Source organism: Ruegeria sp. ABM4_193, from assembly GCF_056158705.1.
In genome coordinates, this window is the sequence record NZ_JBSWTT010000001.1 from 1,427,726 (window position 1) to 1,444,415 (window position 16,690).

Sequence of the window (16,690 nt, forward strand, 5' to 3'; positions counted from 1 at the left end):
GTTTGCGCTCAAACCAAGCTTAAACATTAGGCGTCCATTGACCTTGCCGCTTTGCGTGTTAAACCGCCCGGCAAGCAAAAGGACATCCGAAATGAACCTGTTTTCCGAGATCCGCGGCCTGGTACTGGACGCACTGACGCAGATGCAGTCCGAAGGCACTCTGCCCGAAGGGTTGAGCTTTGACAACGTAGCGGTTGAACCTCCGCGTGATGCCGCGCATGGGGACATGGCGACCAACGCTGCAATGGTGCTTGCGAAACCAGCCAAGATGAAGCCGCGTGACATTGCCGATGTGTTGGCTGGGAAACTGGCAGCGGATGACCGGATCACCAGCGCCGAAGTGGCTGGTCCCGGGTTCCTCAACCTCCGGCTCGCAGCTTCAGTTTGGCAGGGTGTGCTGGCCGCGGTGTTGGAAACAGGCACCGACTATGGCCGCTCATCCATGGGGCAGGGGCAGAAGGTCAACGTGGAATACGTCTCGGCCAACCCCACCGGCCCGTTGCATGTGGGCCATACGCGTGGGGCGGTGTTCGGCGATGCGCTGGCAAGCCTGTTGGCCTATTCCGGCCATGATGTGACCCGCGAGTACTATATCAACGACGGCGGCGCACAGGTGGATGTGCTGGCACGGTCCGCCTATGAGCGGTATCGCGAGGCCAATGGTCTGAGCCCCGAGATTGCCGAGGGTCTGTATCCCGGTGACTACTTGATCCCAATTGGTGAGGCGCTGAAAGAGAAGTATGGCGACAGCCTGATCGACAAGCCGGAAAGCGAATGGCTGGAGGATCTGCGCAACTTCGCCACGGACGCGATGATGGACCTGATCCGCGCTGACCTGAAGGCGTTGGGCGTTGAGATGGATGTGTTCTTCTCGGAAAAATCGCTCTATGGCACAGGGCGGATCGAGGCGGCACTTCAGTCGCTGACCGACAAAGGTTTGATCTACGAAGGCGTCCTTGAGCCGCCGAAGGGCAAGAAGCCCGAGGATTGGGAGCCGCGCGAGCAGACCCTGTTCAAGTCGACCGAGCATGGTGATGACGTGGACCGTCCGGTCAAGAAATCGGATGGCAGCTGGACCTATTTCGCCCCGGATATCGCCTATCACTATGACAAGGTCAGCCGTGGCTTTGACGCGCTGATCGACGTGTTCGGTGCCGACCATGGCGGTTATGTCAAACGGATGAAGGCGGCTGTATCGGCACTGTCCGACGGCAAAGTGCCACTGGATATCAAGCTGACGCAGTTGGTGAAGCTGTGGAAGAATGGTGAGCCATTCAAAATGTCCAAACGGGCGGGGAACTTTGTCACCTTGCGCGATGTGGTCGATCAGGTGGGGCCGGACGTGACCCGTTTCGTGATGCTGACCCGCAAGAACGACGCGCCCTTGGATTTCGATTTTGACAAGGTGTTGGAACAGAGCCGGGAAAACCCCGTGTTCTATGTGCAATACGCTCATGCCCGTGTGATGAGCGTTCTGCGCCGTGCTGCTGAAGCCGGGATTGCCGCAGATGACGCGACCCTCTCCGGTGCTGATCTGAGCAAGAATGATCACGCCTCAGAACTGACTGTGGCCAAGAAGCTGGCCGAATGGCCGCGTCTGGTGGAAATTGCTGCGCGCACCAATGAACCGCACCGTGTTGCCTTCTATCTCTATGAACTCGCGGGCGACTTCCATGCGCTGTGGAACAAGGGCAATGACGAAACCCAGTTGCGTTTCATACAGGATGGCGATGTTGCCACAAGCCAGTCGAAAATCGCATTGGCCCGTGCCGTTTCTGTTGTGATTTCAGCGGGCTTGGGTATTCTTGGCGTTACTCCGGCGCAGGAGATGCGGTAACAAATATCGCCCGAACCGCCGGTACGAGGTAGGCAAGAAATGACCCGCGCGCCTTATTTTCAGGCGCGAAACGGGCAGTGAGGCGGACATGGCGAGTTACGATTACTCGGGGCAGCAAAGCCCCGAGCAGATGCATTACCCGAATCAAGCGTATTCTGAGGATGCGTATGATTACCCCGATGATATGCAAGATTATGACGCACCGCGCGGCACGTATGGGCTGGGCCGGATCGTAAATGTTCTTGGCGCCGTCGCGTCCTTGGCGTTGGTCGCGGGTGTTGGCGTATGGGGCTATCAACTGGTCATGCGGGATGTGAGCGGCGTGCCCGTGGTGCGTGCGGCCGAAGGCCCGATGCGCATCCAACCGGAAAATCCGGGTGGAACCCCTGCGGATCACCAGGGGCTGGCCGTCAATGCCGTTGCGGCTGAAGGTACCGCTGCAGCCCCCGCAGATCGGCTGATCCTTGCGCCACGACCAGTATCTTTGGCGGACGAAGACCTGCCTGGCGGCGACCTGAAGCCAACCCCGGCGCTGCATGTTGTCGAAGAGCCGATCACCACCCAGGAAGCCGCGCGACTGCGCCAAAGCGCGGTGGACGCGCTGGTGGCTGAACTGGCGGGTGAGGCGGCCAAGACCCAGCAGGAATTTGAAGACGGGACACAAGTGGCGTCGCTGGCCACGCCCGAGGAAGAGCCGGCTATTGATCCCGCCGATTTTGCGGCAGCCTTACCAGATCCGGCCATTGCCGAGTTGCCGGGGGTTCGCAGGTCATTGCGCCCGGTCAAACGCCCTGCGCGCAGTCAGATCTCGCCCAGCGAGGCGTCTGAGGGTGCGATCAATGCTGCCGTGAAGGCTGCGGCTGGGCTGGATGTCGATCCCGACACGCTGGCCAAAGGCACGCGTCTGGCGCAGCTTGGGGCCTATGACAGCACTCAGGTGGCGCAGGCTGAATGGGATCGCCTGAGCGGTCGGTTCGGTGAATATATGGACGGTAAACAGCGCGTTATCCAGAAAACCTCAAGCGGCGGTCGAACCTTTTACCGCCTGCGCGTTCTGGGATTTGAAGACCTGAGCGACTCGCGCCAGTTCTGCGCTGCGCTGGTGGCGCAAGGGGCTGATTGTATTCCGGTGGCCGTGCGGTGAAATTTGGCGCAACGATCACCGATGCCGAAGGACTGCGTCTGACGCAGGAGGAAAGAGACCTGTTCCGCCAGATGAACCCGTTCGGGTTCATCCTGTTTGCCCGCAACATCGAAAGTGCTGATCAGGTCCGCGCTTTGTGTGACGATTTTCGCGAGGTGGTCGGGCGCAATTGCCCGATCACGATTGATCAGGAAGGCGGGCGCGTGCAGCGCTTGCGCGCACCTTTGGCCCGCGAATGGCTGCCACCGCTGGATCACGTTACGCGTGCAGGTGATCAGGCCGAGCGTGCGATGTATCTGCGCTATCGCCTGATTGCGGACGAACTGTTCAGCCTGGGTATCGACAGCAACTGCGCCCCCATGGTCGATGTGGCGCGGTCCGATACGCACGCATTTCTCAAGAACCGTTGCTATGCTTCTGATCCTGAACAGATTTCCAAGGTTGGTCGAGCCGTTGCAAAAGGGCACTTGGACGGGGGCGTTCTGCCTGTGGTCAAACACATGCCCGGACATGGCCGCTCCACGCTGGACAGCCACTACGACTTGCCGCATGTCGATCTATCATTGGACGAATTGGACAGCAGCGACTTCGCGCCGTTTCGTGCACTGAACGATTTGCCGATGGGGATGACCGCACATCTGGTTTACGATCAGATCGATCCCCAACCAGCCACGATTTCTGCCACCATGATGGGTGTGATCCGCGACAAGATCGGCTTTGACGGGCTGATCATGACCGACGATATCGGGATGAAAGCGCTGAGCGGCACTCCGGCCGATGTGTCCCGTCAGGCCATTCAGGCGGGATGTGATGTTGTTCTGCACTGTAATGGCAGTTTTGCAGACCGTGCCGCAGTGATGGAAGCCGCCGGAGAGGTGACCGATCAGGCACAAGCCCGCGCAGAACGGGCGCTGGCGATGCGCAAACCTCCGCAGCAACTTGACATCCCTGCCGCCGAAGCGGAACTATCTGCCCTAATGGGCGGGCAGGTATATGAACGATAACCTTTTTAGCGAAGACCCTGTCTCGGTCGCGGATCGTCTTGCGGCCGAAGCACTGATCGTTGACGTCGATGGGTTCGAAGGCCCTCTGGATGTGCTGCTGACCCTGTCGCGGACGCAAAAGGTGGATCTGAGGAAAATCTCGGTTCTGGCACTGGCGCAGCAATACCTGGCTTTTGTTGAAAAGGCCCGTGCGCTGCGGATCGAACTGGCTGCTGACTATCTGGTTATGGCCGCTTGGCTGGCCTTTCTCAAATCCCGGTTGCTGTTGCCACCGGATCCGGATGACGAAGGGCCATCGGGCGAGGAACTGGCCGCGCATCTGGCGTTTCAGCTGGAACGCCTTCAGGCCATGCGCGATGCTGCTGCACGTTTGATGGCGCGCGATCAGTTGGGCCGCGATTTCTTCAAGCGCGGGCAGGGCGAAGATATTACGCGCATCCGTACCGTGACCTATTCCGCCACGCTGCTGGATCTGATGCAGGGCTATGCCCGTATCCGTACGCGGGACGAATTCCGCCCCTTTGTGATGGATCGCGACTCGGTCTTCACGATGGAACAGGCACTGGAACGGATGCGCCCGTTGATTGGCTTTGCCGGAGCGTGGACCGACATGGAGACGTACCTGCCGGAGGGCTGGGAAGCCGACCCGGTGCGCCGCAGGTCCGCAACGGCGGCAACTTTTGCGGCCTCGTTAGAGCTGGTGAAGGAAGGACATATGGAGATGAAACAGAGCGAGACATTCGCTCCGATCCATCTGCGAAAGAGGACCGAGACACGTGACTGACGCCCCTGAAGAAACCGGTACACTGTTCGAAGCACCTCCGCTGGCGGAACAGGAACGCATGGTCGAGGCTGTTCTTTTCGCCAGTTCTGAACCGGTGACAATCGCAGATCTGGAAGCCCGGATGCCCCATGGCAGCGACGCGGCGCAAGCGGTTGAATTGCTTCAGAAACGTTATGAGGGCCGTGGCGTGCGTGTTGTGCGTGTCGGTGAGGCCTGGGCCATCCGCACGGCGCCTGATTTGGGTTTTCTGATGCAGAAGGAAACGGTCGAAACCCGCAAACTCAGCCGCGCAGCGATCGAAACTCTGGCCATCGTCGCCTATCATCAGCCTTGTACACGGGCCGAGATCGAAGAAATCCGAGGGGTTTCGGTGTCGCGCGGAACCATAGATCAGCTCTTGGAAATGGAGTGGATCAAACTGGGCCGTCGCCGTATGACGCCGGGCCGTCCTGTGACCTTTGTGGTTACGCCAGAATTCCTGGATCACTTTGGTCTGGAAAACGCGCGTGACCTGCCTGGCCTGAAAGAACTTCGGGCGGCTGGGCTTCTCGAAAACCGGCCTCCGCCGGGTGCCATTCCACTGGGTGAAGGGCGCGAGGACGAGGCCGACGAAGATCAGAACGAGCTGTTCGAGGAAGAGTGATTGCGCAGCCCTTTTGTTGCCGCATAAAGCGCCTATCTTTAACCCTGAGGACAGGGAGTTGAGCAATGAATGCAAATCGGATCATTGATATGATTGTGCGTCAGGTCATGCGCCGACTGGTCAACAAAGGCGTGAACAAGGGCATTGATATGGCCTGTCGCATGGGCAAGGGCGACGCCACATCCAAGGGGCCAAAGCACGCCAATTCATCTGATCATGCGCAAAAGCTTCGGCAGGCCGAGAAGATGAGCCGGCAGATGCGCCGGTTCATGAAATTCTAGAACTTACCCAACAGCCTTGAAGTGCTTGGACAGTTTCAGGCCCTGACCTTGATAGTTTGATGCAATGCCCGCGCCGTACAATTGCGTCGGCATGTCGGCCATTTTCTCATAGACCAGACGCCCGACAACTTGCCCGTGCTCCAGCACAAAAGGTGCTTCGTGGCAGCGAACCTCTAAAACACCGCGCGATCCAGCCCCGCCCGCAGCAGCGTGACCGAAGCCGGGGTCAAAGAAACCGGCGTAGTGCACCCGGAATTCACCAACCATTGCCAGATAGGGGGCCATTTCAGCGGCGTACATCGGCGGAATATGCACCGCTTCGCGGCTGACAAGGATATAGAACGCGCCGGGATCAAGGATGATACAACCGTCCTTGGTACGCACCTCTTCCCAATAATCCTGCGGGTCGTATTTGCCGATACGATCCAGATCAATCACCCCGGTGTGGGGCTTGGCGCGGTAGCCGACCAGATCAGTGTCGGGCAGTTGCAGATCAACCGAGAAGCCGAGACCGTCCTGAATAACAGCAGGCCCGTTAACCAATGGAGACTCGGCGTGCAGAGACTTCAGTTCATCGTCTGAAAGAACGGCCTGACCCTGACGGAAGCGAATCTGGTTGAGGCGCATTCCGGGGCGCACCAGTACCGAGAACGAGCGCGGGCAGATTTCGGCATAAAGCGGGCCCGAGTAACCTGCGGGAACCCGGTCAAATTCGGTGCCACCATCGGTGATGGTCCGGGTCAGAAGGTCCAGCCGCCCGGTCGAGCTTTTGGCATTGGCGACAGCGCTCATGTCGTCGGGCAGAGTAAGCGATTCCATCAGCGGCACCAGATAAACGCAGCCTTTTTCCAGAACCGCCCCGTCGGTGATGTTGATGCGGTGCATCTCGAACTCGGTCAATCGATCCGTGACACTGCGGCGTTCACCCGCAAGGAACGATGCACGGACGCGGTAAGCAACTGTTCCCAAACGCAAATCAAGGCTTGCCGGTTGAATCTGTGCAGGCAGAACGTCCGGGCTGGCGCTGATTTCGCCACGCGTGATCATCGCTTCGATCTGCTGGTTTGGACATACACCTGTCATCTCGATCCCCTCTGGTGCCAGAGCGGGATCTGGCCTGTGTGCCATAAACGTCGGTGTGATTTGGTCGGGCTAGCAGGACTCGAACCTGCGACCTTCCGTCCCCCAGACGGACGCGCTACCAGGCTGCGCCATAGCCCGACGTTGGGGTGTTCATAAAGATTTTCCCGGCAGGGGCAAGAGGAAAACAATGCCTTTTTCCTAACCCGTCGCCTGTGTCTCGACACGATCCAGCCAGTGGCGCAGGTCTTTTGCAATCGGGGCGATGCGGCGCAGCAGATCGTCGTCAAACTCTGCTCGGTTCCACGCCAATGAGGTGATTCCCCCCATCAAAGGGGCGGCATCAAGCTCAGGCTCTGCGACTGGTTTTGCGTTAGCGGCTGGCGCGTCGTTGATCTGAGCATCCTCTTTCACCAACGGCTCGGATGGTTCGCCCAAATCCATGTGGATCTGTTCCGTGACTGGCGCAGTTTTTGGCTCAAACGGCACCACGGTGTCTTCCACAGGCTCAGCCGGGGCAGGGGGTTGTTCATCTAACGACGGAGACAGCGACGCAACATGCGCCACGCCTTGCTCACGCAGAATTCGCTGCACGCCTTTTATGGTGATTCCGTCTTCATGGAGCAGTTTTTTGATCCCGCCCAGAAGCCGCATGTCATTGGGGCGGTAATACCGGCGTCCACCCGCCCGTTTGACGGGTTTCACCTGCGTGAACCGGCTTTCCCAGAAACGCAGAACATGGGCCTGTACGCCAAGCCAATCCGCAACTTCACTGATGGTGCGAAACGCGTCGGGAGACTTGCTCATATCCGCGCGACCTCGGGGTTATTTGCGATTCCCGGCAGCGACGCGATCTTTCATCAGATGCGACGGACGGAAGGTCAGCACGCGGCGCGGCTGAATTGGAACTTCTTCACCGGTTTTGGGATTGCGACCAACACGGGCGGTCTTGTCGCGTACACTGAACGTGCCGAAGGATGAAATCTTGACCTGCTCACCGCGCACCAGAGCGTCAGACATGTGGTTCAGAACACTTTCAACCAGCTGTGCGCTTTCGTTTCGTGAAAGCCCAACCTCGCGAAAGACGGCTTCGCTCAGATCCATTCGAGTCAGTGTTTTATCGCCCATGCCATTTCCCCTGTTGATATCAAAGCATATGGGTATGGCAAATTCGCTGTCAATATCAATGAATTGCGGGCGGCTGTGTAAGCCGGTTTGCGCCGGTTACCAGCGCAGAACAACCGAGCCCCATGCCAGTCCGCCGCCAATGGCTTCGGTCACGATCAGGTCGCCAGGCTTGATCTGCCCACGCTGTTTGCCCACCGAAAGGGCCAGCGGAATCGATGCGGCCGAGGTGTTGCCATGATCCTGAACCGTCACCACGACGTTCTCCATAGGCAGGCCCATTTTCTTGGCGGTGCCCTGAATGATGCGGATATTGGCCTGATGCGGCACGATCCAGTCTACGTCCGAGTTGCCCAGACCCGCGCGCTCGAGCGCGGTTTCAGCAGTTTTTGTAAGTTTTTCAACAGCATGGCGGAACACCTGGTTGCCTTGCATACGCAAATGCCCGGTGGATTGCGTTGATACACCGCCATCGACATACAGCAGATCTTTATAGCGACCATCCGAGTTCAGATCGGTTGCCAGAATGCCGCGATCTTCCGAAGTGCCGTTGCCTTCCTGAGCTTCCAACACCAAAGCTCCGGCTCCGTCGCCGAACAGGACACACGTGGAGCGATCCGTCCAGTCCATGATCCGAGAGAACGTCTCGGCGCCGATGACAAGCACGCGCTTGGCCTGACCCGAAACAATCAGCGCATTCGCGTTGGAAAGTGCAAAAACGAATCCCGCGCATACGGCTTGTACGTCAAAGGCAAACCCCTTGGTCATGCCAAGCCGGGCCTGAACCATGGTTGCCGCAGACGGGAAGGTCAGATCAGCTGTCGATGTCGCTACGACGATGGCGTCAATGTCATCCGCACTTAAATCGGCATCTGCCAAGGCCGCCTCGGCTGCTTTTGTCGCCAGATCCGAGGTCGTTTCGCCCTCGGCTGCGAAATGGCGCCGCTCAATACCCGATCGCGTTCGGATCCATTCGTCGGTTGTGTCCAGTGTTTTCTCAAACTCGGAATTGGGAACAATGCGTTCCGGCAAATAATGCCCGACACCTACTACAACTGAACGGCCTGCCATGTTGGGGTACTGCCTTTTTGATTATTTTTCGGTCTGCGGCGCAGCTTGCGCGGCATCTTGTGCAAGCTGGGCTGTGGATGCAACCCGCGCGGCCAATTTTTCGGAAAAGCCCGATTGCGCCAGCGTAAAGGCCAGCTTGATTGCAGCCGACACGCCGGTCGCGTCTGCGCCGCCATGAGATTTCACCACGGTGCCGTTCAGCCCAAGAAAGACGCCGCCGTTCACACGCCTTGGGTCGATCCGTTTCTTCAGACGGTTTAGCGAGGTGATCGCCAGAATTGACGCCAGCCGGGACAGCGGAGAATACTTGAAAGCCTGGCGCAGCAGGTCACCGATCAGGCTGGCTGTGCCCTCACCGGTTTTGATCGCAACGTTGCCCGTAAACCCATCCGTGACAATGACATCTGCCTTGTCGCCCGGAATGTCGCTGCCTTCGACAAAGCCCACAAATTCGAAATTTGCCTGCTCTGCAAACTCGGTGATCATTGCGTGAGCCTCTTTCAGCTCGGCCCGACCTTTGTGTTCTTCGGTGCCGACGTTCAGCAACCCAATCCGGGGCCGTGCAAGCGCCATGCCATTGCGCGCATACGAAGCGCCCATCAGGGCATATTGCAACAAATCCTTGGCGTCGGCGCGGACGTCTGCGCCCACGTCGAGCATCACGTTGAACCCCTGAGGGTTGCGCGAAGGCCACAGAATCGCAATGGCCGGGCGGTTCACACCCGGCAGTTTACGCAGGCGCATCATCGACAGCGCCATCAGCGCACCGGTGTTTCCACAGGACACCGCACCATGTGCCTCGCCCTGGCGCACTGCCTCAAGCGTGGACCACATCGAAGTTTGCTTGCCGTTGCGCACAACCTGGCTGGGCTTGTCCTCCATCGTGACGACGTCCGGACAATCACGAAAAACGACGCGCCCCTCAAGGACACGCCGTTTTGCGACTAGCTTTCGCAGGACCTGCTCGGGACCGTGCAGCAAGAACCCAATATCCGGGTTCTTGTCAGCCGACTTTGCCAGACCGGCAACAACAACTGCGGGACCTTCGTCCCCACCCATGGCGTCGACCGAGATGGTGATCCGTCCGGCGTGCGTGGGCTGTTCAGTCATGCCTCGGCCTGCGCTCAATCAGGCTTAGGCTGCGTCTTCGTCCAGGTCGATTTCGTCGGCCTGTGCGACGACTTCACGATCATCATAGTGGCCGCAGGATGCGCAAACGTGGTGCGGGCGCTTCAGCTCGCCACAGTTCGGGCATTCGTTCGGGTTTGCAGCAACCAGAGCGTCGTGTGCGCGGCGGTTGTTGCGACGCGACTTGGAAACTTTGTTCTGTTGGACGGCCATGGTCTCAACCTTTGTCTACTGAGGGTCAGCAGATTCGCCGCCGACCGGGTTTCATATTTCGTTTTATCGTGGTTTGACGCGCGTTTAGGCGACCAGCCCCGCAATGTCCAACCCAAAATCCGATGAGCGCGCGAAAATACTGCGATTCTCGTCATGTTCAAGCGATTTTTCTGGCCGCCTGCTATGACAGGAAATCAGCCCCCTGTCACTCGTCTTTTTTCAGCGCGCCGCGCAAACCTGCCAATCCGGCAAATGGCTTGACGTCTTCGTCGGTCATGGCCTGTTTGCCTGGCTCTGTATAGTCGACCTGGCCCAGTTCTGCCCCGTCCTTGCGTGGGTATTGCGGCAATGCCAGCGCCAGCGCCTCGACCATGACCACTGCCGGATCAATCTCGGGACCCAGCGGTTCGGATTCGTCATCTTCGGGGATCTCGAACTCGGGTTCATCAGGATCGGTCCAATCGGACAGAAAGGTGCGATGAACCGGGACATCAATACGGGTTGTAACAGGATCGAGGGTGACGACGCAGGGCTGGATGACAGTGGCCCCAAGTTTGCCGTTGAGAACCCAGTCGCGCTTGCCCTGCGCTCGGACCTCTCCGACAAAGCTGAGCTTGCGCAAACCCAGTAATCCCAGATCTTGCCGAATCTCGTCTAACGAAGCGGCAGAAGGGCGCAGATCGAACGGAGTTGGAGCGTTCTGAGGCAGATCGGCCACCCGAAGTGATGTAAGGTTGCTCATTTGTGAGCCTTTCTATGTGTTGAACCGTGGCAGCGGTTTCTGTAATCGGATAGAAGCCGCAAGAGGCCAAGGCAAGAGGGTGCATATGTTGAAGGTAATGAACCGGTTGAAACCAGCGACAAAATCGCTTGTGTTTGTTGCCTGTCTGGCTGCGGTCGGGGCCTGTACGCCCATCTTCAAGAATCACGGCTATGTCCCCCCGGCCGAGGAACTGGCGGAAATCAAGGTTGGCGTCGATACGCGCGACACCGTGGAAGAAGCCATCGGTGCTCCGGGCGCTTCGGGTGTGGTGCGGGATTCAGGCTTTTACTATGTCCGCTCGCGGGTGCGGCACTACGGCCCGAAACGGCCTGAGGTCGTATCGCGTGAACTGGTTGCCATCAGCTTTGACCAACGTGGCGTCGTCAGAAACATCGAGCGTTTTGGCCTGGAAGACGGGATCGTGATTCCCCTGGAACGCCGTGTGACTGACTCCAACGTTCAGGACAAAGGCTTCCTGCGTCAGCTGCTTGGCAATATCGGCAACTTCAACCCGGCTAACATTCCGGGTGCCAACTAATTCGGTCTGCTGGCTTGCGTTGGTCACAAGACGGTCACATGTCTTGTGTTAGCGAGGTCATGACGACAACATTGGGTCGGCAACCCCGGAGGATGCGACCGTGGCGACAGCGGTTTTGTTGAGCAAAGGGCGCTATCGCGCCCGATTGGCGCAGTCGGCTGAAGACATCAGTGCCGCGCAGGCATTGCGCACACAAGCCTTTGGCACTCAGCAGTTGGATAGCGATGCGTTCGACGGGCGGTGTTGCCACGTCTTGGTCGAGGACCTGCGCACTGACGCGCGGATTGTCTGTTGTTTTCGTATGATGCGCATGGATCACGGTCGAGAGGTCGGGCGCAGCTATTCGGCGCAGTTTTACGACCTAAGTTCGCTTGAGGGTTTCAACGGCCGAATGGTCGAGATGGGGCGGTTCTGTGTCCACCCCGATTGCAGTGATCCCGATATTCTGCGCGTCGCGTGGGGTGCGATGACTGCTTATGTGGATCAGAACGGTGTTGAGATGCTGTTTGGGTGTTCGTCCTTTGCCGGTACCGAGACCGAACAGTACCTGGACGCGTTTGCGATGCTCAAACACCGTCATCTGGCCCCAAAACGATGGCTGCCGCGGGTGAAGGCACCGGATGTTTTTCGCTTTGCCACACGTCTGCGGCGCAGGCCGGATCTGAAGCAGGCGATGTTACGAATGCCGCCTTTGTTGCGGACCTATCTGATGATGGGCGGCTGGGTCAGTGATCACGCGGTTGTGGATCGCGACATGAACACGCTGCACGTTTTTACCGGGTTGGAAATCCGGGCGATTCCTCCGGCGCGGAAACGTCTGCTGCGGGCGGTGGCCGGGTAGTTTGAGTATTTTCGAAAAGGTGAAGCTGGGGCGTTGACGCAGTGTGACTGCCGGTTTAGCTGGCGGGCATGGCGAGAATTCCTTTGTTGCAGATGTCCGGCATTTCCCTGACCTTCGGGGGCGATCCGGTGTTTTCCGATCTTGATCTGGTTGTCCAACCCGGTGACCGCGTGGCACTGGTGGGGCGCAATGGATCGGGCAAATCGACCCTTATGAAAGTGATGGCGGGACTGGTTGAAGCTGATCAGGGCGAGATCGTTGTACCGCCGGGGAAATCCGTAGGGTATATGGAGCAAGACCCAACGATGGAGGGGTTTGCAACGCTGGGGGACTATGCCTCTAGTGGGTTGGAGCCGGGCGAATTGTACAAGGTGGAACGGGCGGGTGAAGGGCTGAAGTTCGATCCTTCTCGCCCCGTTGAGACAGCCTCGGGTGGGGAACGGCGACGGGCAGCATTGGCCAAGTTGATGGCTGAAGCCCCCGATCTGATGCTGCTGGACGAGCCAACCAACCATTTGGATATTGAAGCCATCGCGTGGCTGGAGCGCGAACTAGGATCAACCCGTGCGGCTTTTGTATTGATCTCGCACGACAGGGCATTTTTGCGGGCACTGACGCGGGCGACGCTTTGGATCGACCGAGGGGCTGTCAGACGGCAGGAGCAGGGTTTTGATGCGTTTGAGTCCTGGCGGGACAAGGTCTGGGAAGAAGAAGACCAACAGCGTCACAAGTTGAATCGGTTGATCAAATCCGAAGCGAAATGGGCGGTCGAGGGCATCAGCGCCCGGCGCAAACGCAATCAGGGCAGGGTACGGGCCTTGCAAGCGTTGCGGGCGGAAAAGGCGGCGCAGATCAAACGTCAGGGTTCCGCTGCCATGACGCTTGAAGCAGGGCCAAAGTCGGGTCGTAAGGTCATTGAGGCCAAAGGCTTGGCCAAGGGGTTCGACGACAAGCAGATTGTTCGGAATTTTGACCTTCTGGTGCAGCGCGGTGATCGCGTGGCGTTTGTCGGACCAAACGGGGTCGGCAAGACAACGCTTCTGAAAATGCTGTTGGGGCAGGTGGAGCCGGATGAGGGTTCGGTTTCGTTGGGCACCAACCTTGAGATCGCTGTGTTCGACCAGACGCGTGCTCAATTGGATCCCGAGATGTCCCTTTGGGACAGTTTGACCGGTGACCCCGAGATGCGGGTGTCGGGTAAGGCTGATCAGGTGATGGTGGGCGGACAGCCCAAGCACGTCGTTGGCTATCTCAAGGAATTCCTGTTTGACGAACGGCAGGCAAGAGCGGCTGTGAAATCCTTATCTGGTGGCGAAAAAGCAAGGCTGTTGCTAGCGAAGCTGATGGCGAAATCCTCGAACCTTTTGGTGCTGGACGAACCGACCAACGATCTGGATGTCGAAACACTGGACTTGTTGCAGGAGCTTCTGGACGATTACGACGGCACGGTTCTGTTGGTCAGCCACGATCGGGATTTTCTGGACCGTGTGGCCACGACGACAATTGCGATGGAGGGCAATGGGCGCGCCACGGTTTATGCCGGTGGGTGGTCGGATTACATCGCGCAACGCGGTGATGTGACGGGCAAAAAGGAAGAAAAAGCAAAAGCTTCAAAGCCAAAGGTCAAGCAAGAGGTCAAGCCGAAATCCGGTCTGTCTTTCTCGGAAAAACACAGGTTGGAGAGACTGCCCGCCGAGATCGCGCGCCTGGAGGCCGAGATCGCCAAGCTGGAAGAGTTGATGTCTGACCCCGAACTGTTCACCCGCGAGCCTGTCAAGTTTCAGAAAGCCACCGACGCTTTGGTGGAACGGCAAGAGAAACTTTCAGCTGCTGAGGACGAATGGCTGATACTCGAAGAAAAGGCTGAAGGCGCTTAGGGCTTCAGGCCTGTCGCGGGATTGCCCACTACGGTCTCTCCGGCGACAACGTCCTTGGTGACGACGCTGCCTGCGCCAATCGTGGCATTGTCGCCGATAGTGACGCCGGGCAACAGGATCGCGCCACCACCGACCCAAACATGTTTGCCTATTGTAACCGGCAAGCCGATTTCCAGCCCTTGCGCCCGTTCAACCGGGTCCTTGGCGTGTTGGGCGCAATAGATCTGGACATGGGGGCCAAACATTGACTCGTCCCCAATCCGAACCGGGGCTGTATCCAAGACCACGCAGCCGGTGTTGAAATAGACCCGGTCGCCCAGATGGATGTTCATCCCATAGGCGCAATGAAACGGGGCTTCGAGGAAACAGTCTTCGCCTGCTTGACCCAGCAAGGCACGTAGCTCTGGTGCCATCGCGCCGCGTGCGTCGGGTGGGCAATTGTTGTGCGCGTGAACCGCGCGTCTTGCTTGCGCGCGTAAGGCATCAAGTTCCGGGTCCAGACAGCAATACCATTGACCGGACTGCATTTTTTCACGTTCCGACATGGGGCAGGTTTAGCGCATGCGCAGGGCGCCGTCGATGCGGATGACCTCACCATTCAGATAACCCATCTCGACAATGAAACCGGCCAGACGACCGTATTCCTTCGGGTCGCCCAAACGGGGCGGGTTCGGGACGTCAGCAGCGAGCTGTTGTTGTACCTCTTCGGGCAGGCCAGCCAGCATCGGTGTCATGAAGATGCCGGGTGCAATCGTCATGACGCGAATGCCGGTTGAAGCTAGATCACGGGCCATCGGAAGGGTCATGCCGACGACACCGCCTTTGGACGCTGCGTAGGCCGCCTGACCCTTTTGCCCGTCATAGGCGGCGATAGAGGCGGTGTTGATGATCACACCACGCGCGCCATCGGACTCGGGGTCATTCCTGGCCATCTCGGCGGCGGCAAGACGAGACACGTTGAAAGTGCCGACCAGATTGATGTCGATGGTGCGCTGAAAGGCATCCAAAGGGTGGGGACCATCCTTACCGACCGTTTTGATGCCATACGCGATGCCCGCGCAATTTACGGCAGCAGTGATCTTGCTCATCTTCTCCACGCCATGGCGCACGGCGGCAGCCACCGAATCTTCATCTGTCACGTCCGTCTGCGCGAAGTGACCCCCGATTTCGGCAGCTACCTTTGCGCCGCGATCCGCGTCGCGATCCAGAATGGTAACCTGCGCACCTTCAGAGGCAAAATAGCGGGCCGTGGCTTCGCCGAGACCGGAAGCGCCGCCGGTGACGAGTGCTGCAGTGGTGGACAGGTGCATGGTGAACTCCTCCCAGATATATGAACGCTTGTTCAATAACTGCTACGCGGGGTGGTGTCCACACTTTTGATGATGACGCTGCCCATCCGGGCTATACTTGCGTTCCTGAAGACAAATTAATCCGACCCTCACGAAAACGCGCCTGTTTGTGAGTGAAGATGTTGGGGCCGTCATGTGTTTTTTCGCCAGGAGGTCCTGATATGGTTATGAGTAAGAAACAAACGCTGGGCGCTGTATTTGTCGCGCCTGTTTTTGGATTGGTGATGATTGGCAGTGCATCTGCTGCTCCGGAAACCTGTACTGGAAAAACAGCCCGCAGCCTGGCGAATGCCGGGGATTATGCGGGCCTATGTGATTGTGTGCAGGTGACGCCGAGTTTTCTGGACAGGCTTCAGAGACGGTCGGATTTCGAGACAACGTTGGACGTGACCGGGGCACAGTGTCCGGGTCTCGCCGCGCTACTGACGGACTTGCCGACGGCAAGCCTTTCGGGATCAAGTGAAAACCGTGGTGAAAGCCGGGGATCTGAACCGATTGGTGAAGCGTTTGCAGATACGGGAAACCCAGGATCGCCAGGCGGTGGTGAACCCGGAGATGGCGACGACCCGAGCGATGATGGCGGACCCGGAGAAGGCGGCGGACCCGGTGATGGTGGCGGACCCGGAGATGGTGGCGGCCCCGGTGATGGCGGCGAACCCGGTGATGGTGGCGAACCCGGTGATGGTGGCGAACCCGGAGATGGTGGCGGAAAAGGCGGCGGAAAAGGCGGCGGCAAGGGAGAAGGTAAAGGCGGCGGCAAAGGCGGCGAAGGTAAAGGCGGCAAAGGCGGCGAAGGAAAGGGTAAAAACGGCGATGGCCGAGGTGAAGGCAAAGGCAGCAGCAAAGGCAACAACGGCGGCGGGAATGGCGGCGAAGGCAGCAGCCCGGGCCGGGGCAACAACGCCAACAATGACGAAGGCGGTGATGACCGGAACGGTCGTGGCGGCGGTCGAGGTGGTGGAAAGGGACTTAGGTAAACACCCCGTCTTACGAAGCAACACGGCCACCCGAT

General features: G+C 58.6%; 19 protein-coding genes and 1 tRNA gene. 10 read left to right on the forward strand and 10 right to left on the reverse strand.

Annotation, left to right across the window (positions count from 1 at the left end; all coding sequences use genetic code 11):
* The first annotated feature begins 91 nt into the window (after nt 1–91).
* The 6 genes from argS (at nt 92) to ACXADZ_RS07175 (ending at nt 5,693) form a co-directional block, all read left to right on the forward strand.
* The gene (gene argS / locus ACXADZ_RS07150) at nt 92–1,837 is read left to right on the forward strand and encodes an arginine--tRNA ligase (RefSeq protein WP_475194295.1); all 1,746 of its coding nucleotides are present in this window, start codon (nt 92–94) and stop codon (nt 1,835–1,837) included.
* A gap of 88 nt (nt 1,838–1,925) precedes the next feature.
* Nucleotides 1,926–2,981, forward strand: coding sequence for an SPOR domain-containing protein (locus ACXADZ_RS07155; RefSeq protein ID WP_475194297.1), 1,056 nt, complete (start codon nt 1,926–1,928; stop codon nt 2,979–2,981).
* Nucleotides 2,978–3,985 (forward strand): beta-N-acetylhexosaminidase, encoded by a 1,008-nt coding sequence (gene nagZ, locus ACXADZ_RS07160; RefSeq protein ID WP_475194300.1) that lies wholly within the window; start codon nt 2,978–2,980, stop codon nt 3,983–3,985. Before ACXADZ_RS07155 ends, nagZ begins: the two co-directional genes overlap by 4 nt.
* Nucleotides 3,975–4,769: a segregation and condensation protein A gene (locus tag ACXADZ_RS07165; RefSeq protein ID WP_475194303.1), complete on the forward strand. Its 795-nt coding sequence runs from the start codon at nt 3,975–3,977 to the stop codon at nt 4,767–4,769. Before nagZ ends, ACXADZ_RS07165 begins: the two co-directional genes overlap by 11 nt.
* Nucleotides 4,762–5,412: an SMC-Scp complex subunit ScpB gene (scpB, locus tag ACXADZ_RS07170; RefSeq protein WP_475194306.1), complete on the forward strand. Its 651-nt coding sequence runs from the start codon at nt 4,762–4,764 to the stop codon at nt 5,410–5,412. Before ACXADZ_RS07165 ends, scpB begins: the two co-directional genes overlap by 8 nt.
* A gap of 65 nt (nt 5,413–5,477) precedes the next feature.
* Complete coding sequence (locus ACXADZ_RS07175) at nt 5,478–5,693, forward strand: hypothetical protein (RefSeq protein WP_475194309.1); 216 nt, start codon at nt 5,478–5,480, stop codon at nt 5,691–5,693.
* A gap of 3 nt (nt 5,694–5,696) precedes the next feature.
* Here ACXADZ_RS07175 and ACXADZ_RS07180 read toward each other — a convergent pair whose 3' ends face one another.
* The 8 genes from ACXADZ_RS07180 to ACXADZ_RS07215 form a co-directional block, all read right to left on the reverse strand.
* Nucleotides 5,697–6,776, reverse strand: a complete 1,080-nt coding sequence (locus tag ACXADZ_RS07180) for a 2'-deoxycytidine 5'-triphosphate deaminase (protein WP_475194312.1) — start codon at nt 6,774–6,776, stop codon at nt 5,697–5,699.
* Nucleotides 6,777–6,837: 61 nt separating this feature from the next.
* Nucleotides 6,838–6,914 (reverse strand) — tRNA-Pro (locus ACXADZ_RS07185).
* Nucleotides 6,915–6,974: 60 nt separating this feature from the next.
* Nucleotides 6,975–7,580 carry a MerR family transcriptional regulator gene (locus ACXADZ_RS07190; RefSeq protein ID WP_475194315.1) on the reverse strand — a complete coding sequence of 202 codons (606 nt, stop codon included), beginning with the start codon at nt 7,578–7,580 and terminating at the stop codon, nt 6,975–6,977.
* Nucleotides 7,581–7,598: 18 nt separating this feature from the next.
* On the reverse strand, nt 7,599–7,901 hold the full coding sequence (ihfA, locus tag ACXADZ_RS07195) for an integration host factor subunit alpha (protein WP_152458234.1): 303 nt from the start codon (nt 7,899–7,901) through the stop codon (nt 7,599–7,601).
* 96 nt (nt 7,902–7,997) lie between these two features.
* Nucleotides 7,998–8,969, reverse strand: coding sequence for a beta-ketoacyl-ACP synthase III (locus tag ACXADZ_RS07200; protein WP_475194318.1), 972 nt, complete (start codon nt 8,967–8,969; stop codon nt 7,998–8,000).
* A gap of 21 nt (nt 8,970–8,990) precedes the next feature.
* Nucleotides 8,991–10,079: a phosphate acyltransferase PlsX gene (gene plsX, locus ACXADZ_RS07205; RefSeq protein WP_171090535.1), complete on the reverse strand. Its 1,089-nt coding sequence runs from the start codon at nt 10,077–10,079 to the stop codon at nt 8,991–8,993.
* A 24-nt stretch (nt 10,080–10,103) separates the two neighbouring features.
* Nucleotides 10,104–10,310 carry a 50S ribosomal protein L32 gene (gene rpmF / locus ACXADZ_RS07210; protein WP_008756996.1) on the reverse strand — a complete coding sequence of 69 codons (207 nt, stop codon included), beginning with the start codon at nt 10,308–10,310 and terminating at the stop codon, nt 10,104–10,106.
* A gap of 205 nt (nt 10,311–10,515) precedes the next feature.
* Nucleotides 10,516–11,052 carry a YceD family protein gene (locus ACXADZ_RS07215; protein ID WP_475194322.1) on the reverse strand — a complete coding sequence of 179 codons (537 nt, stop codon included), beginning with the start codon at nt 11,050–11,052 and terminating at the stop codon, nt 10,516–10,518.
* A gap of 85 nt (nt 11,053–11,137) precedes the next feature.
* Between ACXADZ_RS07215 and ACXADZ_RS07220 the strand changes: the two genes are divergently transcribed.
* From ACXADZ_RS07220 to ACXADZ_RS07230, 3 genes are all read left to right on the forward strand, one after another.
* Complete coding sequence (locus ACXADZ_RS07220; protein WP_171090530.1) at nt 11,138–11,611, forward strand: outer membrane protein assembly factor BamE; 474 nt, start codon at nt 11,138–11,140, stop codon at nt 11,609–11,611.
* A gap of 100 nt (nt 11,612–11,711) precedes the next feature.
* Entirely contained in the window at nt 11,712–12,452 is a 741-nt protein-coding gene (locus ACXADZ_RS07225; protein WP_475194326.1) for a GNAT family N-acetyltransferase, read from the forward strand.
* 68 nt (nt 12,453–12,520) lie between these two features.
* Entirely contained in the window at nt 12,521–14,329 is a 1,809-nt protein-coding gene (locus tag ACXADZ_RS07230) for an ABC-F family ATP-binding cassette domain-containing protein (RefSeq protein WP_475194329.1), read from the forward strand.
* Here the strand turns inward: ACXADZ_RS07230 and ACXADZ_RS07235 are convergent.
* Nucleotides 14,326–14,856, reverse strand: coding sequence for a sugar O-acetyltransferase (locus ACXADZ_RS07235; protein WP_475194332.1), 531 nt, complete (start codon nt 14,854–14,856; stop codon nt 14,326–14,328). The genes ACXADZ_RS07230 and ACXADZ_RS07235 overlap by 4 nt on opposite strands.
* Nucleotides 14,857–14,883: 27 nt before the next feature.
* Nucleotides 14,884–15,639 carry a 3-hydroxyacyl-CoA dehydrogenase gene (locus tag ACXADZ_RS07240; RefSeq protein WP_475194335.1) on the reverse strand — a complete coding sequence of 252 codons (756 nt, stop codon included), beginning with the start codon at nt 15,637–15,639 and terminating at the stop codon, nt 14,884–14,886.
* 206 nt (nt 15,640–15,845) lie between these two features.
* Between ACXADZ_RS07240 and ACXADZ_RS07245 the strand changes: the two genes are divergently transcribed.
* Nucleotides 15,846–16,655 (forward strand): hypothetical protein, encoded by an 810-nt coding sequence (locus ACXADZ_RS07245; protein WP_475194338.1) that lies wholly within the window; start codon nt 15,846–15,848, stop codon nt 16,653–16,655.
* The last annotated feature ends 35 nt before the right edge of the window (nt 16,656–16,690 follow it).